Here is a 14,399-nt window from a genome sequence, read left to right as displayed (position 1 = left end):
ACGGCGATCAGTTCCGGAACCCCGGCCACCCTAGTTGCGCGGCACACTGAGATTGCGCATCGGTGCGTCACAGGCGTGGCACGTGCCGGGTTTGCTCGCGGCAGTCACGCGCTCTCCACAGGAGATACACTCGTAGGTTTGCTCGCTGTCGGAGTCGACCGACCCGGCGAACAACCCGATCACCGAATCGAGGTCGGTCGCGAGCGCCCGCCGGAGGTCCGTCGTACTCACGATTCCGACGGCTTCGGTGCCGCTTTCGACGACGAGCCGTTTGATTTCGTACTCGTGCATCCGGTCGATTGCGGTTTGCACGTCGGCGTCCGGTGAGACGGTGACCACCGGGTCGGTCATCAGTTCCGAGACGGGTGCCTCGAGCCGCTGCTCTTCGATCCCCGCGAGGAGATCGGTTTTGGTCACGATGCCGTCGGCGTCCGCGACGACCACCGACCCGATCCCCTCCTCAAGGAGGACCGATGCCGCCTCGCGTGCGGGCGTGTCCGCCGTGACAGACCGGACCGGGGTAGTCATTATCTCGTGGATCGGCTGCTCGTGCCTGTCCATAGGCCGTATTGGTAGTGTTACACAATAACACTGGCGCAGACGCGCGAGACGCAACGCGAGCACCCGGTCCCGCAGTGGGGTCGGCCCCGGAGTGCGACAGACACGCGAGAGGGCGCGATCCCGCTCGCTACGCGGTCACCCGTCGGGACTCCGCCGCCGGAGCGGGACGGGAGGAGTTGCGGTCCCGGGCCGTCCCGTCGCCACCGCTATGTGCCCGGTGGCCGAAGAGGAAGTATGCGAATCCGTTTCGACCGGGACACCTGCATCGGAATGTTCCAGTGCGTCGAGGAGTGGGACGCCTTCGAGCGGAATATGGACGCCGGGAAAGCCGACCTCGACGGGAGCACGGAGGTCGACCCCGGGATCTACGAGGTGGAAGTCCCCCCCGACGCGGAACTCGACGCGGAGTTCGCGGCGCGGGCCTGTCCGGTGGACGCGATCGAACTGTACGACGGCGACGAACAGGTCGTCTGAGGGGGGGCGGACCGCTGACCCATCGGAGTCCGGGGCAGCGACGCCACGCTCGTCGATCCCGCCGGTCCGGATCTCCGGCCCGTTTCCGAAGTCGGGGAACGGGCACAATCATTATAGTCACTGGCGAGAACGTTACGCCCGAGAGACGTATGAACGACCGAAACCACGAGCGGCCCCTCTCGGAGTGGGCGGCGCTGACGGGCGCATCGTTGCCGGACTCCGTCGAGGACCGCACAGACGGGTCGGCGGGGTTCGAGAGCCACGCGGAACCGGACGCCGCGGAGTCGTTCGACCGCAAGTTCGGCGACGGAGGTCAGTGAGTCGCCTCCCGGCACCGTCCCGGCGGTCGTCCCGCGTGATTCCCGGCTCCGCGCGGCAGCCCCCGTAACGCCACGGATTTCACTTCCGCCGTAGTCGGCGAACCCTTAACAGCGATGGCGCCCAATCGGGCGTGATGGCGGCCACCGACGACCCCGCGTACGTGGACCACCCGCTCCTGAACCCCGGGTTCATCGAACGCCGGGAGTACCAGACGCGACTCGCGGACGCCGCACGCGACGCCCACACCCTGGTCTGTCTCCCGACGGGGCTGGGCAAGACCACGGTGAGCCTACTCGTGACCGCCGACCGCCTCGAATCGGTCGGGGGGAAGGTGCTGTTTCTCGCGCCGACGAAGCCGCTGGTCCAGCAGCACGCGGAGTTCTACCGGGAGGCCCTCGACATCCCCGAGGAGGAGGTCGTGGTCTTCACCGGCGAGATCCGCCCGGAGGACCGCGCCGACCGGTGGACCGACGCACGCATCGTGGTCGCGACGCCGCAGGTCGTCGAGAACGACCTCGTGGGGAGCCGGATTTCGCTTGGGGACGTCACCCACCTCACCTTCGACGAGTGTCACCGCGCGACCGGCGAGTACGCCTACGTCTACATCGCCGAGCGGTACCACGACGACGCCGCGGACCCCCTCGTCACCGGGATGAGCGCCTCGCCCGGCGGCGACAAGGAGTCGATCCTCACCGTCTGCCGGAACCTCGGGCTCGAGGAGGTGGAGGTGATGACCGAGGACGACGCCGACGTCGCGGCCTACACCCACGACACCTCCGTGGAGTGGGAGCGGATCGAACTCCCGGAGGAGATCATCGGGATCCGCGACGCGCTGAACGAGGTGATCAAAGATCGTCTGCAGAAGCTGAAGTCGCTGGGGGTGACCAACACGACACAGCCCGACGTCTCCCAGAAGCAACTCAACCGGATGCGGGGGAAGCTCCAGGAACTGATGGACGCCGACAAGTCGGAGGGCTACAAGGGGATGTCGACCCACGCGGAGGTGATGAAGCTCCGCCGGGCGGTCGAACTCGTCGAAACGCAGTCGGTGGAGTCGGTTCGGCGGTACTTCGAGCGGCAGCGCAACGCCGCCCGCTCGTCGGGGGCGTCGAAGGCGAGCCAGCGGCTCGTTGCCGAGCCCAAGGTGCGCGAGGCGATGCGGCTGGCGGAGTCGTTCGACGGCACCCACCCCAAGTTCTCGCGGGCCCGCATCCTGCTGGCGCAGACCTTGGGCATCGAGGGCGGCGACCGCGTGATCGTCTTCACCGAGTCCCGGGACACCGCGGAGGCGCTGACGGAGTTTCTCTCGGCGTCGTTCGACACCCGCCGGTTCGTCGGCCAGGGCGACAAGGAGAGCTCCGAGGGGATGACCCAGACCGAACAACAGGACGCCCTCGACGCGTTCCGGAACGGGGAGTTCGAGGTGCTGGTCTCGACCTCGGTCGCCGAGGAGGGCCTGGACGTGCCGGAGGTCGATCTGGTGCTCTTTTTCGAGCCGGTCCCGACGGCGATCCGGTCGATCCAGCGGAAGGGTCGGACCGGGCGGCAGGCCGACGGGCAGGTGGTGGTCCTGCTGGCGGAGGACACCCGCGACGAGGCGTACTACTGGATCTCCAAGCGTCGCGAGGAGGAGATGGAGTCGGAACTCAGGGACCTGAAGGGTGTCGCCGGCGACATCGAATCCGAACTGACCCCGCCGCAGGCGGCGTTGGAGGCGTACGACGGGGCGGCCGATGGCGACGACGGCGCTCCCGGTTCGGGGGCGGCCGACGCCGGAGCCGGCGCTAACGCGGGGTCGGATGCCGAGTCCGGCGCCGACGCTGGAGCGGACCCCCCCGACGCCGACACCCCGGCCGAGACGAACGGCCAGGCGGGGCTGACAGACTTCGGCCCGACAGAGACGGAGATCGAACGGACCGACGGCGAGCGGACCGCGGACGAACGGGCCGACGGCGAGCCGACCGAAAGCGAGGAGGAGGCGACCGGGGACGGCGACAGCGTGGAGTCGGACGAAGGCGGATCCGACGCCGGCGAGGGTGGAACCGAATCGGCCGTCGCGACCGCCGGGAGCGACGACGGGGAGACCGAGATCGTCGTCGACCAGCGGGAACTCGACGCCGCGATCGCGAAGGACCTCTCGAAGCGCGACGGGATCCGAACCCGACTGGAAACCCTCGCGGTCGGCGACTACGTTCTCTCGGATCGGGTCGCCGTCGAGCGGAAGTCGGTCGCGGACTTCCTCGACACCCTGCTTGACGGCGACCGGTCGCTGTTCGAGCAGATCGGCGACCTCTCTCGTGCGTACGCGCGCCCGATCCTGATTCTCGAAGGCGACGGCCTCTACGAGGAGCGGAACGTCCACCCCGACGCCATCCGCGGGGCGCTGGCGTCGCTGGCGGTCGATTTCGACGTGAGCGTGCTGCAGACCGCCGACGAGAGCGAGACCGGGGAACTCCTCCGGACGATCGCCGCGCGGGAGCAGACCGAGCGCGACCGGACAGTGAGCGTCCACGGCGACAAGAGCGCAAAGACCCTGGCCGAACAGCAGGAGTACGTGGTCTCCGCGATCGCCGACGTCGGACCCGTGACCGCCCAGTCGCTTCTCGACGCGTTCGGGACCGTCGAGGGCGTGATGACGGCGCCGGAGGAGGACCTCCGCGACGTCGACGGCGTCGGCGAGGTGACCGCCTCGCGGATCCGGGAGGTCGTCGGGAGCGGGTACGAGGATGGCGGGTCGGCAGCGAGCGCGGACTCGGGGTGAACCGGCGCGGGTCAGGAGGAGCGCGGGGACGCGGCGGGGTCAGGGTGGGCCGCGATGACGCCGTCCCGGGTGATCATAATCTCGTAGCGGCCGTAGTCGAACCGGATCTCGGAGACGGCGCGGGACGGGGACTCGGGATCCAGCGCGTCGATCACGGCGTCGACGGAGACGTGGTCGTACAGGACCGTGCTCTTCCCGGGTCCGAACCCCGCGAGCGCGTCGGCGAGCCGACGCAACAGCTCGTCGCCGGTCTCCCATCCCGAACGGTCGAGCACCGTCCAGGAGGTCCTGCGGCCGGCTCCGCCATCGATCGTCTCGGACATACGGAACCTTTGGAGTAACCCCGGTGAAAGTGTATCGGTCAAAATATCGATTTTGATACCAGGATCACTGCCGATCCGGGGCGTCCCCGGACGACTCCGGTGAGGGGGCGTCGTCGAGCGGGGGCGGGTCGAGTTCCGCCGAGAGCAGGGACGCGACCCGCGGCGTCCAGCCCCGAGCGACGAGTCTTCGTCGAACCGGCCACAGCAGGTACGCGACGGTGATCCAAAGGAACACCGTTCCGACTACCGACGCCAGGGTGACCACGCCGGCCAGCACGAACAGGCTGCCGAGGACGTACGGCGCTGGAACGACATACACCGCCTTCACCGCGGGAGGGCAAGAGCGTTGTTCCGGCCGACGGCGCCGGCGCCGAGACGCCACGATTAAATACCACTCGGTGTAATCACCCGGTAATGAGACGGCGAACCTTCCTTCGGGCCGTCGGCGCCGGCGGCGTCGCCGGGTTGGCCGGCTGTACCGGCGGTGGCGGCAGCGACAGCGGGAGTACCGGGACCACGGCGGGGACCGCGGCGTCGAGCACCCCCGAACTCGTCGTCGGGACGTACGGGACGTTCGTCGACGCCCCCTCGACGAGTCCCGGTCAGTGGATCAAGGAGACCTTCGAGTCGGAGTTCGACGCGACGCTGTCGTTCGCCACGCCCGACAGCGAGATCAACTACTACATCGAGCGGGCGAACCGCGGTGTCGACATCGAGGCCGACGTCTACACCGGGGTCCGCGTGCGGGATCTGATCCGGATCGACGAACAGCTCGACGACGGACTGTTCACGCCGGTCGAGGGAATTCCGGGGCAGGGAGACGTCAAATCCGACATCCAGTTCGACCCGAACGGTCGTGTCGTCCCGTTTGCGACCGGCTACGTCAGCCTGGTTTACGACGAGACGCAGGGGGCCAACGGCGAGTACGCCGCGCCGGAGACGTTCGAGGGGCTGCTGGACCCCGAACACGAGGGCGACCTCCTCGCGCAGAACCCGGCTTCGAGCACGACCGGACGGCTGTTCCTGCTACACACGATACAGGCGCTCGGCCGGGACAACTACCTCGACTACTGGGCGGACCTCCAGGACAACGGCGCCAGGGTCCTCGGCAGTTGGTCGGACTCCTACACCGCATACCAGGAGGGGGAAGCGCCGATGGTCGTGTCGTACTCGACGGACCAGGTATACGCCGTGCGGTCCGACGAGGACTTGGACCAACACCAGATCCGCTTCCTGAACGACCAGGGGTACGCGGACGCCGAAGGGATAGCGCTGTTCGAGGGCACCGACAACCCCGACCTCGCCCGGTCCTTCGTCGAGTTTATGCTCCGCCCCGATGTGCAGGGCGAGATCGCACAGCAGTGGGTGTCGTTCCCCGCGACGACGACCGCCGACCTTCCGGATTCCTTTTCGACCTACGCAAAGGAGCCGCCCGAAGGGGTCATATTCGAGTACGACACGCTCCGGGACAACCTGAGCGAGTGGACGCGGGCGTGGGAGCGGCAGTTCGCCAGCAAATGACCCGGTTGTGGGGTGGATCGGGACGCCGGAGTCCGGTGCTCCGGCGCCCGGAGTGACGTCGCCGTGAGGGCCGTCCCACCCGACCCGATCCGCCGGATCCAGCGGCGGCTCCTCGGGGCCGTCTCGACCGCCGGAGTGTGGGCCGAACGGCACGTCCTCGGCCTCGTCGCAGCCGCGACCGCGGCGGTCCTGCTCGTGGTGTTCTACTTTCCGGTCGCGACCGTCTTCGTCGAGGCTATCGTCGTCGATGGGCGGCTCACCGCCGAGCCCCTCGTCGACGTGCTGACCTCGGAGTTCTACCTCGTCGACATCCTCTGGTTCACCGCCTATCAGGCGCTGGTGTCGACGGTGGCGTCGGTGGCGCTCGGGCTACCGGCGGCGTGGATCCTCGCGCGCTTCGAGTTCCCCGGCCGGGAGCTGCTGCGGTCGCTCACGATCCTGCCCTTCGTGATGCCGTCGATCATGGTCGCGATCGGGTTCGTCGCGACGTTCGGGCGGAACGGAACCCTCAACGCCGTGCTCGGGGCGCTCGGGCTGCCGACGGTGGAACTGCTGTTTACGCTGCCCGCGATCGTGATCGCCCACGCCTTCTACAACGCGCCGCTGGTGGCGCGGGTGACCACCGCGGCGTGGGAGAGCGTCGACGCCTCCGCGGTCGAGACCGCACGCAGCCTGGGGGCGTCGCCGACGCGGGCGTTCTACGACGTGGTGGTCCCACAGCTCCTGCCTGCGGTCGCGATCGGGGCGACACTGACCTTCGTGTTCACGTTCGCGTCGTTCCCGATCGTGCTCGCGCTGGGCGGCTTCCAGCTTGCGACCGTCGAGGTGTTCATCTTCTCGCGGATTCAGAACCTGGCGTACGCCGAGGCGGCCGCCCTGGCGGCCGTCGAGACGGTGATCTCGCTTGGGCTGACCTACCTCTATCTCCGGTACGAGGGGCGGCAACGGGGTGACGGGGCGGGCGCGAACCCCCAACCCAGGCGGTCGGTGTGGCCCGCGTCGTGGACGCCCCGGGCGGTCGGCGCCCGCGCGCTCGTTGTCGGGTACAGTGTCGTCGTCCTCGCGGTGTTCGTCGCCCCGATCGCGTCGATGCTCCTGACGAGCGTCACCGCAGGCGGCGAACTGACCCTCGATCACTACCGGTTCCTCCTGGAACGGCAGCGGACCGGCGCCTCGTATCAGGTCCGGCCGCTGCCCGCGGTGTGGAACTCGCTTTTGTTCGGCGCGGGGACCCTCCTCGTTGCCGTGCCGATGGGGGTCGTCCTGGCGGTGCTGACGACGCGGAACTTCCGCGGGCGGGCGGCGATCGACGCCCTGACGATGGCGCCGCTGGCTGTGTCGGGGATCGTCGTCGGGCTCGGGCTGCTCCGGGGGCTCGTCTTCGGGGTCGAGGCCTTCGGGACACGGATCCAGGTGACCGGTGCGGTGGCGATCGTCGCCGCCCACGCGGTCGGGGCGTATCCCTTCGTGACCCGAAGCGTCGCGCCGCTGCTCGGGAACCTGGACTCGCGGCTGGTGGAGTCCGCGCGCAGCCTCGGCGCCACTCGGGCCCGGGCGCTCGTCGACGTCGAACTCCCCTTGGTGGCCGCCGGGGTCGTCGCGGGCGCGGCGTTCGCCTTCGCCATCTCGATCGGGGAGTTCGACTCCACCGTGGTGCTGGCGGAGGGCTCTTCGAGCTACACGATGCCCGTCGCCGTCGAGCGGTATCTCGGCCGTCGGCTCGGCCCCGCGACCGCGATGGGGTGTCTCCTGCTCGCGGTCACCAGCCTGAGCTTCGTCGTGATCGACCGCTTCGGCGACCGCTACGGCGGACAGGGGGGGTTCTGAGGATGCGACTGACGCTCGACGGCGTCCGGAAGGCGTACGGCGACACCGTCGCGCTCGGGGGGTCGGGCAGTGAAACGGACCGAGGCGGGAGGGGTGGAAACGCGGCCGCCGGGATCGACCTCGACGTGGCGGACGGGGAGTTCTTCACCCTCGTCGGTCCCTCGGGGTGCGGAAAGACCACGACCCTCCGGCTCGTGGCCGGCTTCGACTCGCCCACGCGGGGGACGATCCGGTTCGACGGGCGGGAGATGGCGGGCGTCCCGCCGGAGGACCGCGGCGTTGGGGTGGTGTTCCAGAACTACGCGCTGTTCCCACACCTCTCGGTCGCCGAAAACGTCGCCTACGGCCTCCGGTTCACCGATCCGCCGAACGGCGGGAGCGTCGACGAGCGGGTGTCGTCGCTTTTGGAACTCGTCGACCTCCCCGACGCCGGGGCGCGCGATCCGGGGGAGCTGTCGGGGGGACAGCGCCAGCGGGTCGCGCTGGCGCGGGCGCTCGCACCCGGGCCGGATCTCCTCCTGCTCGACGAGCCGATGAGCGCGCTCGACGCCCAGCTCCGGGAACGCCTCCGCCTCCAGATCAAGGAGATCCAGTCGACGCTCGGGATCACCACGCTGTACGTCACCCACGACCAGGAGGAGGCGCTCGCGGTTTCGGACCGGGTGGCGGTGATGTCCGACGGCGCGGTCGAGCAGGTCGGAACCCCCCAGGCGGTGTACCGCCGACCCGAGACCCGGTTCGTCGCGGAGTTCGTCGGCGACAACAACGTATTCGAGGGGCGAGTCCGGTCGACCGGCGGGTCGGATCGATCGGGGGGTTCGACCGACCGTACCGCCGAATCTCCAGTTGAAACGAAGGGGGTCGACGGGGAGGGCGATGCGGGCGGCCAGCCGACGCGTGGACCCGACGGGGACGGTGGACGCGTCGTCCACGTCGACGTAGGTGCGGTATCGGTGCCGTTGCGGACGGACCGACGGCTCCCGGTCGGCGCGAGGGTGACCTTCTGTGTCCGGCCCGAGCGAATGATGGTCCTCGGTGGCGGTCGGACCGAGGGCGGCGGCGACGCCGGGGGCGCCGGGAACGGCGGGGCCGACGCGACGGTGACGCTCGACGCCACGGTGTCGAACGCCGAGTTCCTCGGGGAGTCGACGCGGACGTACCTCCGGTGGGGGGGCCGCGAACTCACGGTCCGGACGCCCGATCCGCTCTCGGGCGACGTGCGGGTCGGGTTCGACGCGAGCGACGCCCACGTGGTCGCTGTGGAGCGAGATCCGGGTGACGGCGCGGACGGAACCTGACCACCCGGCTACGGCGCGACGCCGACCGTCAGCAGCGTCCCGTAGGTCCGGTAGCGTTCCGCCATCGCCTCGCGGGTCTCCCACTCGTCGGTCGGGAACGCCGATTCCGGCGGGATCTCGACCTCCCGGTCGGGGATCGAATCCTGCCCGGCGACCGCGAGGCCGGCTCGGCGGAACGCCTCGCGGTACTCCGCGGCCGACCACCGGGTCATCTCGACGTCGATCCGCTCCTGCCAGACGTGGGAGTGGACGTTCTCCTCGTAGTAGTTGACCGCACAGTAGAACGTCCCGCCGGGCCTGAGCACCCGGGCGATCTCCGCGAGGGTGTGCTCGGGGTCGGCGGCGTAGTAGAACGCCTCCATACTCCAGACGTGGTCGACGGCGTCGTCCGCGAACGGAAGGGCGTCGAAGTCGCCGACGAGATACGCGACCTGGGGGTCGTCGGTGTACGATCGGGCGTTGCGGGCCATCTCGGGCGAGCCGTCGAGGCCGTATACGCGCCCCGCGTCCCGGGTATCACGGAGCGCCCGCCCGGCGTACCCGCTGCCGCAACCCAGGTCCAGAACCGTGTCGCCGGCCTCGACCGGGATCCGGGCCAAGGCGTGTTTCGCGGTGTGCCAGTGGCGCTCCTCCATCCCCCTGTCGCGGCCGTCGGCCGCCCACGCGTCGAACTCCTCGCGGACGCTCATACCCGCACGTGGAAGGGGCGGGACAAGAAGCGTCGGGTTCGGACGGAGTTCGTCGGACCCCATCCGTCTGAACAACCGAGCATATATGTCCGCCCGCGGGCCAGAGGCGGTATGGTCGGACGCCGCCGACGGTTCGCGCTGTCGGACACCGTCCAGCAGATCGTCGGCGGGTTCCTGCTGGCCGGGCCGTTCGTGGTCACCGAGGAGGTGTGGGTCCTCGCGGAGAGCATGTCGGTGCCGCAGGCGCTTGCGACCGTCGTGATCGTCCTGGCGATCGGGTACGGAGCGCTGTATAAAGCCGACGACAGGAACCCCGACCGCGAGACCGAGGTCGGCGGGGTCCCGGTCCGGTTCATCTCGCTGATCGCCGTCTCGTACCTCTCGGTTTTCATTCTCGCCCTGGCGTTCAACGCTCCGGAGACGTTCGCCGGGTCCTCGGGATCCGCCTCGACGGCGTCGCTCGACGTCTCGATCGAGTGGACCGTGATCGGAACCACGCTGAAGGCCGTCAGCATCGGCTCGGTGTTCAGCGTGATCGGGGCCGCGACGGCCGACTCGATCTACTGATCCCGCGGTGGGGGCGAGTGACGGCATATCGATGTCGAATCGTCCGAAAACGACCCCGACGGGCGAACCCACATCCGTTAAGTCGGCCCACGCCGACCTACTGGTATGGATTACGCGCTCGCGATCGACGAGGCGCCGGACTCGATCCCCGCCGGCACCGGGGTGCTGCTGTTACATCCGAGCATCGGGGAGACCGACCGGATCGACACCGACTTCCTGAGGACCGACACCGACCACTTCCTGGTGATCTCCACCCGAACCACCGCACGGGAGGTCGAACAGAAACTCGAACACTACGACGTCGACGAGTCGAAGGCGGACATCCTCGATGCGCTGTCGGTCGAGCGCGGATACTCCCGCCGGACGTCCGATCGGGTACACTACGTCTCCACCCCCGAGGACCTCGACGGGATCGTCGAACAGACCCGCGAGTTCCTCGAATCACACGACGGGAAGCTCCGCGTCAGCGTGGACTCGGTGACCGAGATGGCGTACTATGCCGGCGTCGACGGTGCCCGCGACGCGACGGAACGGCTGCTCGGCCTGCTTTCGGATCACGACGCCGTCGGACTGTTCCACCTCTCGAATGAGGTCCACGACGAGGGGACGCTCGACCGGTTCCGGGACCTCTTCGACGTCGTTCTCGAACTCGACGTCGACGGTGCGGTCCGACGCGAGGAGTAGGCGAGCGGCTGTCGGTCGCTTCGGTGTCGGAACCCGATTTCAGTCGTCGCTTCGAGTTGGAGGAGGACTTCGAGGCCCCGTTTCGGGTGATCACTCCGACCCCGAGTCTGAGCTGTCGGGGTCGTCGCCGGCGGTCCCGGGTTCGGAGGTGCGTTCGAGCTTCTCGAACGTCTTCTCCGCCCACCGGACCCCGTACTGCGGGCCGTACTCCACGAACGCCTGCGTGTCGAGCGCGGCGAACGGGGCCGGAAGTTCGAGGCCGTGTTTGACCGCCGAACACGCGTACTCCGTGGCCTCCGGGAAGGAGGTCCCGCCGCGTGCGACCGCCCTCGGGAGCGTCGAGAGCCGGCCTTCCAGCCGGGAGCCGGCGTCCGACCACGCGTCGAAGAGCCGGGGGTGGTCCCCCTCCCACGCGCGGAACGACTCGCGGGTCTGGAGCCCCAGCCAGGCCTCGTACAGCGCGGCCGCGATCTGGTACACGTCGCCGGGACCCAGCGGGACCGCCCGGTCGAGGTCGGGATAGGCCTCGCCGAAGAACGGGAGGAAGTGCTCGGGGGCGTCGGTGCCGAGTTGGACGAACGCCTCCGCCAGGAGGAACCGCCGGAACTCCGCGGGGGTCCCCTCGGCGCGCTGTTTTACAAGCACGACGGGCGGGGTGGTCTGTCGGGTCCAGACGACGGTTCCGTCGCCGGGCATCCCGACGGTGAAATCCGGGCCCGCGTACGCAACCAAGGCGTCCGGCGCGTCCCCGGGAAGCCAGTCGCTCGGGTAGGAGGTAGGGGTGAGCGCGTCGACGAACAGCCCGAGATCCTCCGCCGCGGCGGGCGGCACGGTCTCGAAGTCGGCCGCGACATCGAGCACGGCGGCGTCGGGCGCGTGCTCGTCGCGGACGGCGGCGATGTCGTCGTCGAGGTCGCGTCGGTCGAACATACGCCGTGTTGGGTCGCTACCGTCTTGAGACGGACGGTTCCGGGACGGACCGTCAACCGAACGCGAGCGCGAGAATGATCGCGATGGCGAGCAGCGCCGACGCGCCGAGGGTCCCGAGCACGATCTTGGTGGCCTGACTCATACTACCGCTCTCGCCGCAGGTGGGTTAAAAGCTTCAATCTCCCCCGGCGGGGTCGCCTCGGTAGTTTCCTCGGGGGCCGAACCCCGGCCTGCTCGGGAGGTCACGCCTCGTCGGGGGCCACGCTCCGGTCCGCTCGGGAGGTCACGCCTCGTCGGGGGCCACACTCCGGTCCGCTCGGGAGGTCACGCCTCGTCGGGGGCCACACTCCGGTCCGCTCGGGAGGTCACGTCTCGTCGGGGTCCGGCGTGGTGTCCCAGGTGTCCGGGACCTCGATCACGTAGCGGCCGTCCTCCTGCAGCGAGATGATGTACTCCGTCCGGTCGTACAGCTCCATCAGGTTGAGTTCGTACTCCCCGGGGGCGACGATCCGAATGCTCTCGAACTGCTCGTTGAGCTCCTCGCGGAGGTCGTCGAGGTCCGGCCGGTCGTCGGGCCGCGGCCCCGGAGACTGACCACCCACGTCACCCGCCGGGTCGTCGGCACGGGTCGCGGGTGACCCGGGCGCGTCCGGGTCCGCGGTGCCCTCCGTCTCCTCGGGCGTGGCGGCGGCGATCTCGTCGGGCGAGACCACGTCGGTTCTGGCGTCGGCCTGTGCGGGATCCTCTGCGGAGTCCTCGGAGCTCGGGCCGGGTTCGGACGGTGTGGGCTCCGGGTTCGCGGATTCGATCGCGGCATCGGAGTCCGCAGCGGCGTCCGGTTCGGCGGAGGAGGCGTCCGTCGCGGGCGTATCAGCAGCGGGGGCGTCAGCGGCAGAAGCATCCGGAGAGGGATCGTCGGTCCCGGAGCCACCGGTCGACTCGTACCCGTGGTCGGGCCACTCCGTCGAGTCCGCCGAGAGGTCCCGCCGTGTCCCGGTCGAGTCGGGGGGAGCATCGTCCTGATCGCCGGCCGTCGTGGTCGAGTCGGCGTCGGCCGTCGTGGTCGAGTCGGCGCCGCCCCTCCCAGTCGAGTCGACAGCACCGGACTCGGGGTTCCGGCCGGCGGCATCCGTCGGGGGGTCGTCCCGCTCCGTGGCCGCAGCCGGTTTGAACTGGAACTTGTTGCCGCCGCAGTCCGGACACCCCGACAGCATCTCCTTGGAGCCGTCGGCGAACACGCGCCCGCAGGTCGTACATTCGTGAGGCATCTATGGGTGGTGGGTCCGGCGCCGGTCGTCTCGTGGGAAGCCTCGGGCCATCACTTGCGGGAGACCAGGGCGCTGATCAGGTTCTCGTCCTTGTGAAGCGTCTCGATCTGGTTCGCGGGGCCGATGACCGTGAGTTTCTTGGGGGACTCCTTGCCGATCAGCCGGCTGATGAAGCCCTTGTCCCCGCCGCCGGTCTGTGGGTACGTCTCGATCTCGATCCCGTTGAACTCGTCGGGGCTGATCTCGGTCATCGTGACCTCGATGAGCTTCGACTCCTCGTCGGGGGAGAGCCCCTCCTCAAGGACGACGATGTTGCCCTCGCGGACGCCGTCGAGGATGAGGCGGATCTTCTCCATCCCGGTCAACCCCTCCATCCGGGCGCCGCTGATGAGGTCGATCTGGACGCCGTCGTCGGTTTCGCCTGGGGTAACTTCCGGCATCGTGGTCACCCGAAGTACTCCGCGATCTTGTCGTAGACTTCGTCCATATTGTTCCCCTCCAGCGCCGAAAGCGGCACCGTCTCGTGCTGGGGGAAGGCGTTTGCGACCCGCTGGACGTTCGCGTCCTCGAGGTCGGTCTTGTTCGCGAAGATGAGCACCGGGAGGTCCTGGCTCTCGATGATCCCGATCAGCATCGTGTTCACCTGCGTGAACGGGTCTTCGGTGCTGTCGAGAACGTAGATGACCCCGTCGACGTCCTCCCGGAGCCAGTGCATCGCCTCGGCGACGCCCTCGGTGGCCTCCCGGGACCGCCGAACGGCGTCGTCTTTCTCCATATCGTGTTCGAGGAACTCCTTGTAATCGACCTTGGTGGTCACTCCGGGGGTGTCGACGATGTCGATGCGGACGGTCTTGCCGTTCCGCTCGATCTCGACGTTCTCCTTCCGGCGGGCGCGCCGGGTCTCGTGGGGAATGTGGCTTTCGGGGCCGACGGCGTCGCCGGTCCAGTCACGTGCGATGCGGTTCGCGAGGGTCGTCTTCCCGGCGTTCGGGGGTCCGTAGATGCCGATCCGCTTCGGGTCGGCGTCCGAGAACATCCGGTCGACGGCCCGTGAGATGCTGTTTCTGAGTTCTGTGAGCAGTCCCATCCTGGCCTCCGCGCCTCCCGTTTTGAGGGCTATGGACGTATCACACTTCCGTGCTTACTTAAACACTGCGTCAGACGGGTTCGGCGGA

At 68.9% G+C, this 14,399-nt stretch carries 17 protein-coding genes; 8 read left to right on the top strand and 9 right to left on the bottom strand.

What is annotated here, in order from left to right; all coding sequences use genetic code 11:
* Positions 1-30: 30 nt before the first annotated feature.
* Complete coding sequence (locus H5V44_RS13465; protein WP_185193658.1) at positions 31-561, bottom strand: rubrerythrin-like domain-containing protein; 531 nt, start codon at positions 559-561, stop codon at positions 31-33.
* 234 nt (positions 562-795) lie between these two features.
* On the opposite strand from H5V44_RS13465, the gene H5V44_RS13460 reads away from it, so the two are divergent.
* The 3 genes from H5V44_RS13460 (at position 796) to H5V44_RS13450 (ending at position 4,117) form a co-directional block, all read left to right on the top strand.
* Entirely contained in the window at positions 796-1,035 is a 240-nt protein-coding gene (locus H5V44_RS13460) for a ferredoxin (RefSeq protein ID WP_185193657.1), read from the top strand.
* A gap of 149 nt (positions 1,036-1,184) precedes the next feature.
* A complete protein-coding gene (locus H5V44_RS13455; RefSeq protein ID WP_185193656.1) occupies positions 1,185-1,355 on the top strand; it encodes a hypothetical protein in 171 nt (56 codons plus the stop codon).
* A 134-nt stretch (positions 1,356-1,489) separates the two neighbouring features.
* Positions 1,490-4,117 carry a DEAD/DEAH box helicase gene (locus H5V44_RS13450; RefSeq protein WP_185193655.1) on the top strand — a complete coding sequence of 876 codons (2,628 nt, stop codon included), beginning with the start codon at positions 1,490-1,492 and terminating at the stop codon, positions 4,115-4,117.
* An 11-nt stretch (positions 4,118-4,128) separates the two neighbouring features.
* On the opposite strand, the gene H5V44_RS13445 is transcribed toward H5V44_RS13450, so the two are convergent.
* A complete protein-coding gene (locus tag H5V44_RS13445; protein ID WP_185193654.1) occupies positions 4,129-4,440 on the bottom strand; it encodes a hypothetical protein in 312 nt (103 codons plus the stop codon).
* Between the two features lie 64 nt (positions 4,441-4,504).
* Positions 4,505-4,759, bottom strand: coding sequence for a hypothetical protein (locus tag H5V44_RS13440; RefSeq protein WP_185193653.1), 255 nt, complete (start codon positions 4,757-4,759; stop codon positions 4,505-4,507).
* Positions 4,760-4,854: 95 nt separating this feature from the next.
* Between H5V44_RS13440 and H5V44_RS13435 the strand changes: the two genes are divergently transcribed.
* The 3 genes from H5V44_RS13435 (at position 4,855) to H5V44_RS13425 (ending at position 9,086) form a co-directional block, all read left to right on the top strand.
* Positions 4,855-5,961: a thiamine ABC transporter substrate-binding protein gene (locus tag H5V44_RS13435; RefSeq protein ID WP_185193652.1), complete on the top strand. Its 1,107-nt coding sequence runs from the start codon at positions 4,855-4,857 to the stop codon at positions 5,959-5,961.
* Positions 5,962-6,057: 96 nt separating this feature from the next.
* Entirely contained in the window at positions 6,058-7,788 is a 1,731-nt protein-coding gene (locus H5V44_RS13430; protein ID WP_185193867.1) for an ABC transporter permease, read from the top strand.
* A 2-nt stretch (positions 7,789-7,790) separates the two neighbouring features.
* Positions 7,791-9,086 (top strand): ABC transporter ATP-binding protein, encoded by a 1,296-nt coding sequence (locus tag H5V44_RS13425; protein WP_185193651.1) that lies wholly within the window; start codon positions 7,791-7,793, stop codon positions 9,084-9,086.
* Between the two features lie 8 nt (positions 9,087-9,094).
* Here H5V44_RS13425 and H5V44_RS13420 read toward each other — a convergent pair whose 3' ends face one another.
* On the bottom strand, positions 9,095-9,775 hold the full coding sequence (locus tag H5V44_RS13420) for a class I SAM-dependent methyltransferase (protein ID WP_185193650.1): 681 nt from the start codon (positions 9,773-9,775) through the stop codon (positions 9,095-9,097).
* A gap of 111 nt (positions 9,776-9,886) precedes the next feature.
* Between H5V44_RS13420 and H5V44_RS13415 the strand changes: the two genes are divergently transcribed.
* Together H5V44_RS13415 and H5V44_RS13410 are read left to right on the top strand one after the other, a co-directional pair.
* On the top strand, positions 9,887-10,342 hold the full coding sequence (locus H5V44_RS13415; RefSeq protein ID WP_185193649.1) for a DUF2391 family protein: 456 nt from the start codon (positions 9,887-9,889) through the stop codon (positions 10,340-10,342).
* A gap of 105 nt (positions 10,343-10,447) precedes the next feature.
* Positions 10,448-11,026 carry a DUF7090 family protein gene (locus H5V44_RS13410; RefSeq protein ID WP_185193648.1) on the top strand — a complete coding sequence of 193 codons (579 nt, stop codon included), beginning with the start codon at positions 10,448-10,450 and terminating at the stop codon, positions 11,024-11,026.
* 90 nt (positions 11,027-11,116) lie between these two features.
* Here H5V44_RS13410 and H5V44_RS13405 read toward each other — a convergent pair whose 3' ends face one another.
* The 5 genes from H5V44_RS13405 to H5V44_RS13390 form a co-directional block, all read right to left on the bottom strand.
* Positions 11,117-11,956, bottom strand: a complete 840-nt coding sequence (locus H5V44_RS13405; RefSeq protein WP_185193647.1) for a DUF7089 family protein — start codon at positions 11,954-11,956, stop codon at positions 11,117-11,119.
* Between the two features lie 52 nt (positions 11,957-12,008).
* Positions 12,009-12,098, bottom strand: coding sequence for a hypothetical protein (locus H5V44_RS18270; RefSeq protein WP_449271817.1), 90 nt, complete (start codon positions 12,096-12,098; stop codon positions 12,009-12,011).
* A 223-nt stretch (positions 12,099-12,321) separates the two neighbouring features.
* Positions 12,322-13,224 (bottom strand): OapC/ArvC family zinc-ribbon domain-containing protein, encoded by a 903-nt coding sequence (locus tag H5V44_RS13400; protein ID WP_185193646.1) that lies wholly within the window; start codon positions 13,222-13,224, stop codon positions 12,322-12,324.
* A 50-nt stretch (positions 13,225-13,274) separates the two neighbouring features.
* Positions 13,275-13,664: a DUF2073 domain-containing protein gene (locus H5V44_RS13395; protein ID WP_185193645.1), complete on the bottom strand. Its 390-nt coding sequence runs from the start codon at positions 13,662-13,664 to the stop codon at positions 13,275-13,277.
* Positions 13,665-13,669: 5 nt separating this feature from the next.
* Positions 13,670-14,311, bottom strand: coding sequence for an Era-like GTP-binding protein (locus tag H5V44_RS13390; protein WP_185193644.1), 642 nt, complete (start codon positions 14,309-14,311; stop codon positions 13,670-13,672).
* Between the last annotated feature and the right edge of the window lie 88 nt (positions 14,312-14,399).

It is taken from the genome of Halobellus ruber (assembly GCF_014212355.1).
GTDB classification, from domain to species: domain Archaea; phylum Halobacteriota; class Halobacteria; order Halobacteriales; family Haloferacaceae; genus Haloquadratum; species Haloquadratum rubrum.
Note: the sequence above shows the minus strand (reverse complement) of the source record. Positions and strands in the feature narration are given on the sequence as shown.

Coding starts and splice junctions, on each gene's coding strand:
- H5V44_RS13465 (WP_185193658.1), bottom strand. CDS start 561: ATGGACAGGCACGAGCAGCCGATCCACGAGATAATGACTACCCCGGTC.
- H5V44_RS13460 (WP_185193657.1), top strand. CDS start 796: ATGCGAATCCGTTTCGACCGGGACACCTGCATCGGAATGTTCCAGTGC.
- H5V44_RS13455 (WP_185193656.1), top strand. CDS start 1,185: ATGAACGACCGAAACCACGAGCGGCCCCTCTCGGAGTGGGCGGCGCTG.
- H5V44_RS13450 (WP_185193655.1), top strand. CDS start 1,490: ATGGCGGCCACCGACGACCCCGCGTACGTGGACCACCCGCTCCTGAAC.
- H5V44_RS13445 (WP_185193654.1), bottom strand. CDS start 4,440: ATGTCCGAGACGATCGATGGCGGAGCCGGCCGCAGGACCTCCTGGACG.
- H5V44_RS13435 (WP_185193652.1), top strand. CDS start 4,855: ATGAGACGGCGAACCTTCCTTCGGGCCGTCGGCGCCGGCGGCGTCGCC.
- H5V44_RS13425 (WP_185193651.1), top strand. CDS start 7,791: ATGCGACTGACGCTCGACGGCGTCCGGAAGGCGTACGGCGACACCGTC.
- H5V44_RS13420 (WP_185193650.1), bottom strand. CDS start 9,775: ATGAGCGTCCGCGAGGAGTTCGACGCGTGGGCGGCCGACGGCCGCGAC.
- H5V44_RS13415 (WP_185193649.1), top strand. CDS start 9,887: ATGGTCGGACGCCGCCGACGGTTCGCGCTGTCGGACACCGTCCAGCAG.
- H5V44_RS13410 (WP_185193648.1), top strand. CDS start 10,448: ATGGATTACGCGCTCGCGATCGACGAGGCGCCGGACTCGATCCCCGCC.
- H5V44_RS13405 (WP_185193647.1), bottom strand. CDS start 11,956: ATGTTCGACCGACGCGACCTCGACGACGACATCGCCGCCGTCCGCGAC.
- H5V44_RS18270 (WP_449271817.1), bottom strand. CDS start 12,098: ATGAGTCAGGCCACCAAGATCGTGCTCGGGACCCTCGGCGCGTCGGCG.
- H5V44_RS13400 (WP_185193646.1), bottom strand. CDS start 13,224: ATGCCTCACGAATGTACGACCTGCGGGCGCGTGTTCGCCGACGGCTCC.
- H5V44_RS13395 (WP_185193645.1), bottom strand. CDS start 13,664: ATGCCGGAAGTTACCCCAGGCGAAACCGACGACGGCGTCCAGATCGAC.
- H5V44_RS13390 (WP_185193644.1), bottom strand. CDS start 14,311: ATGGGACTGCTCACAGAACTCAGAAACAGCATCTCACGGGCCGTCGAC.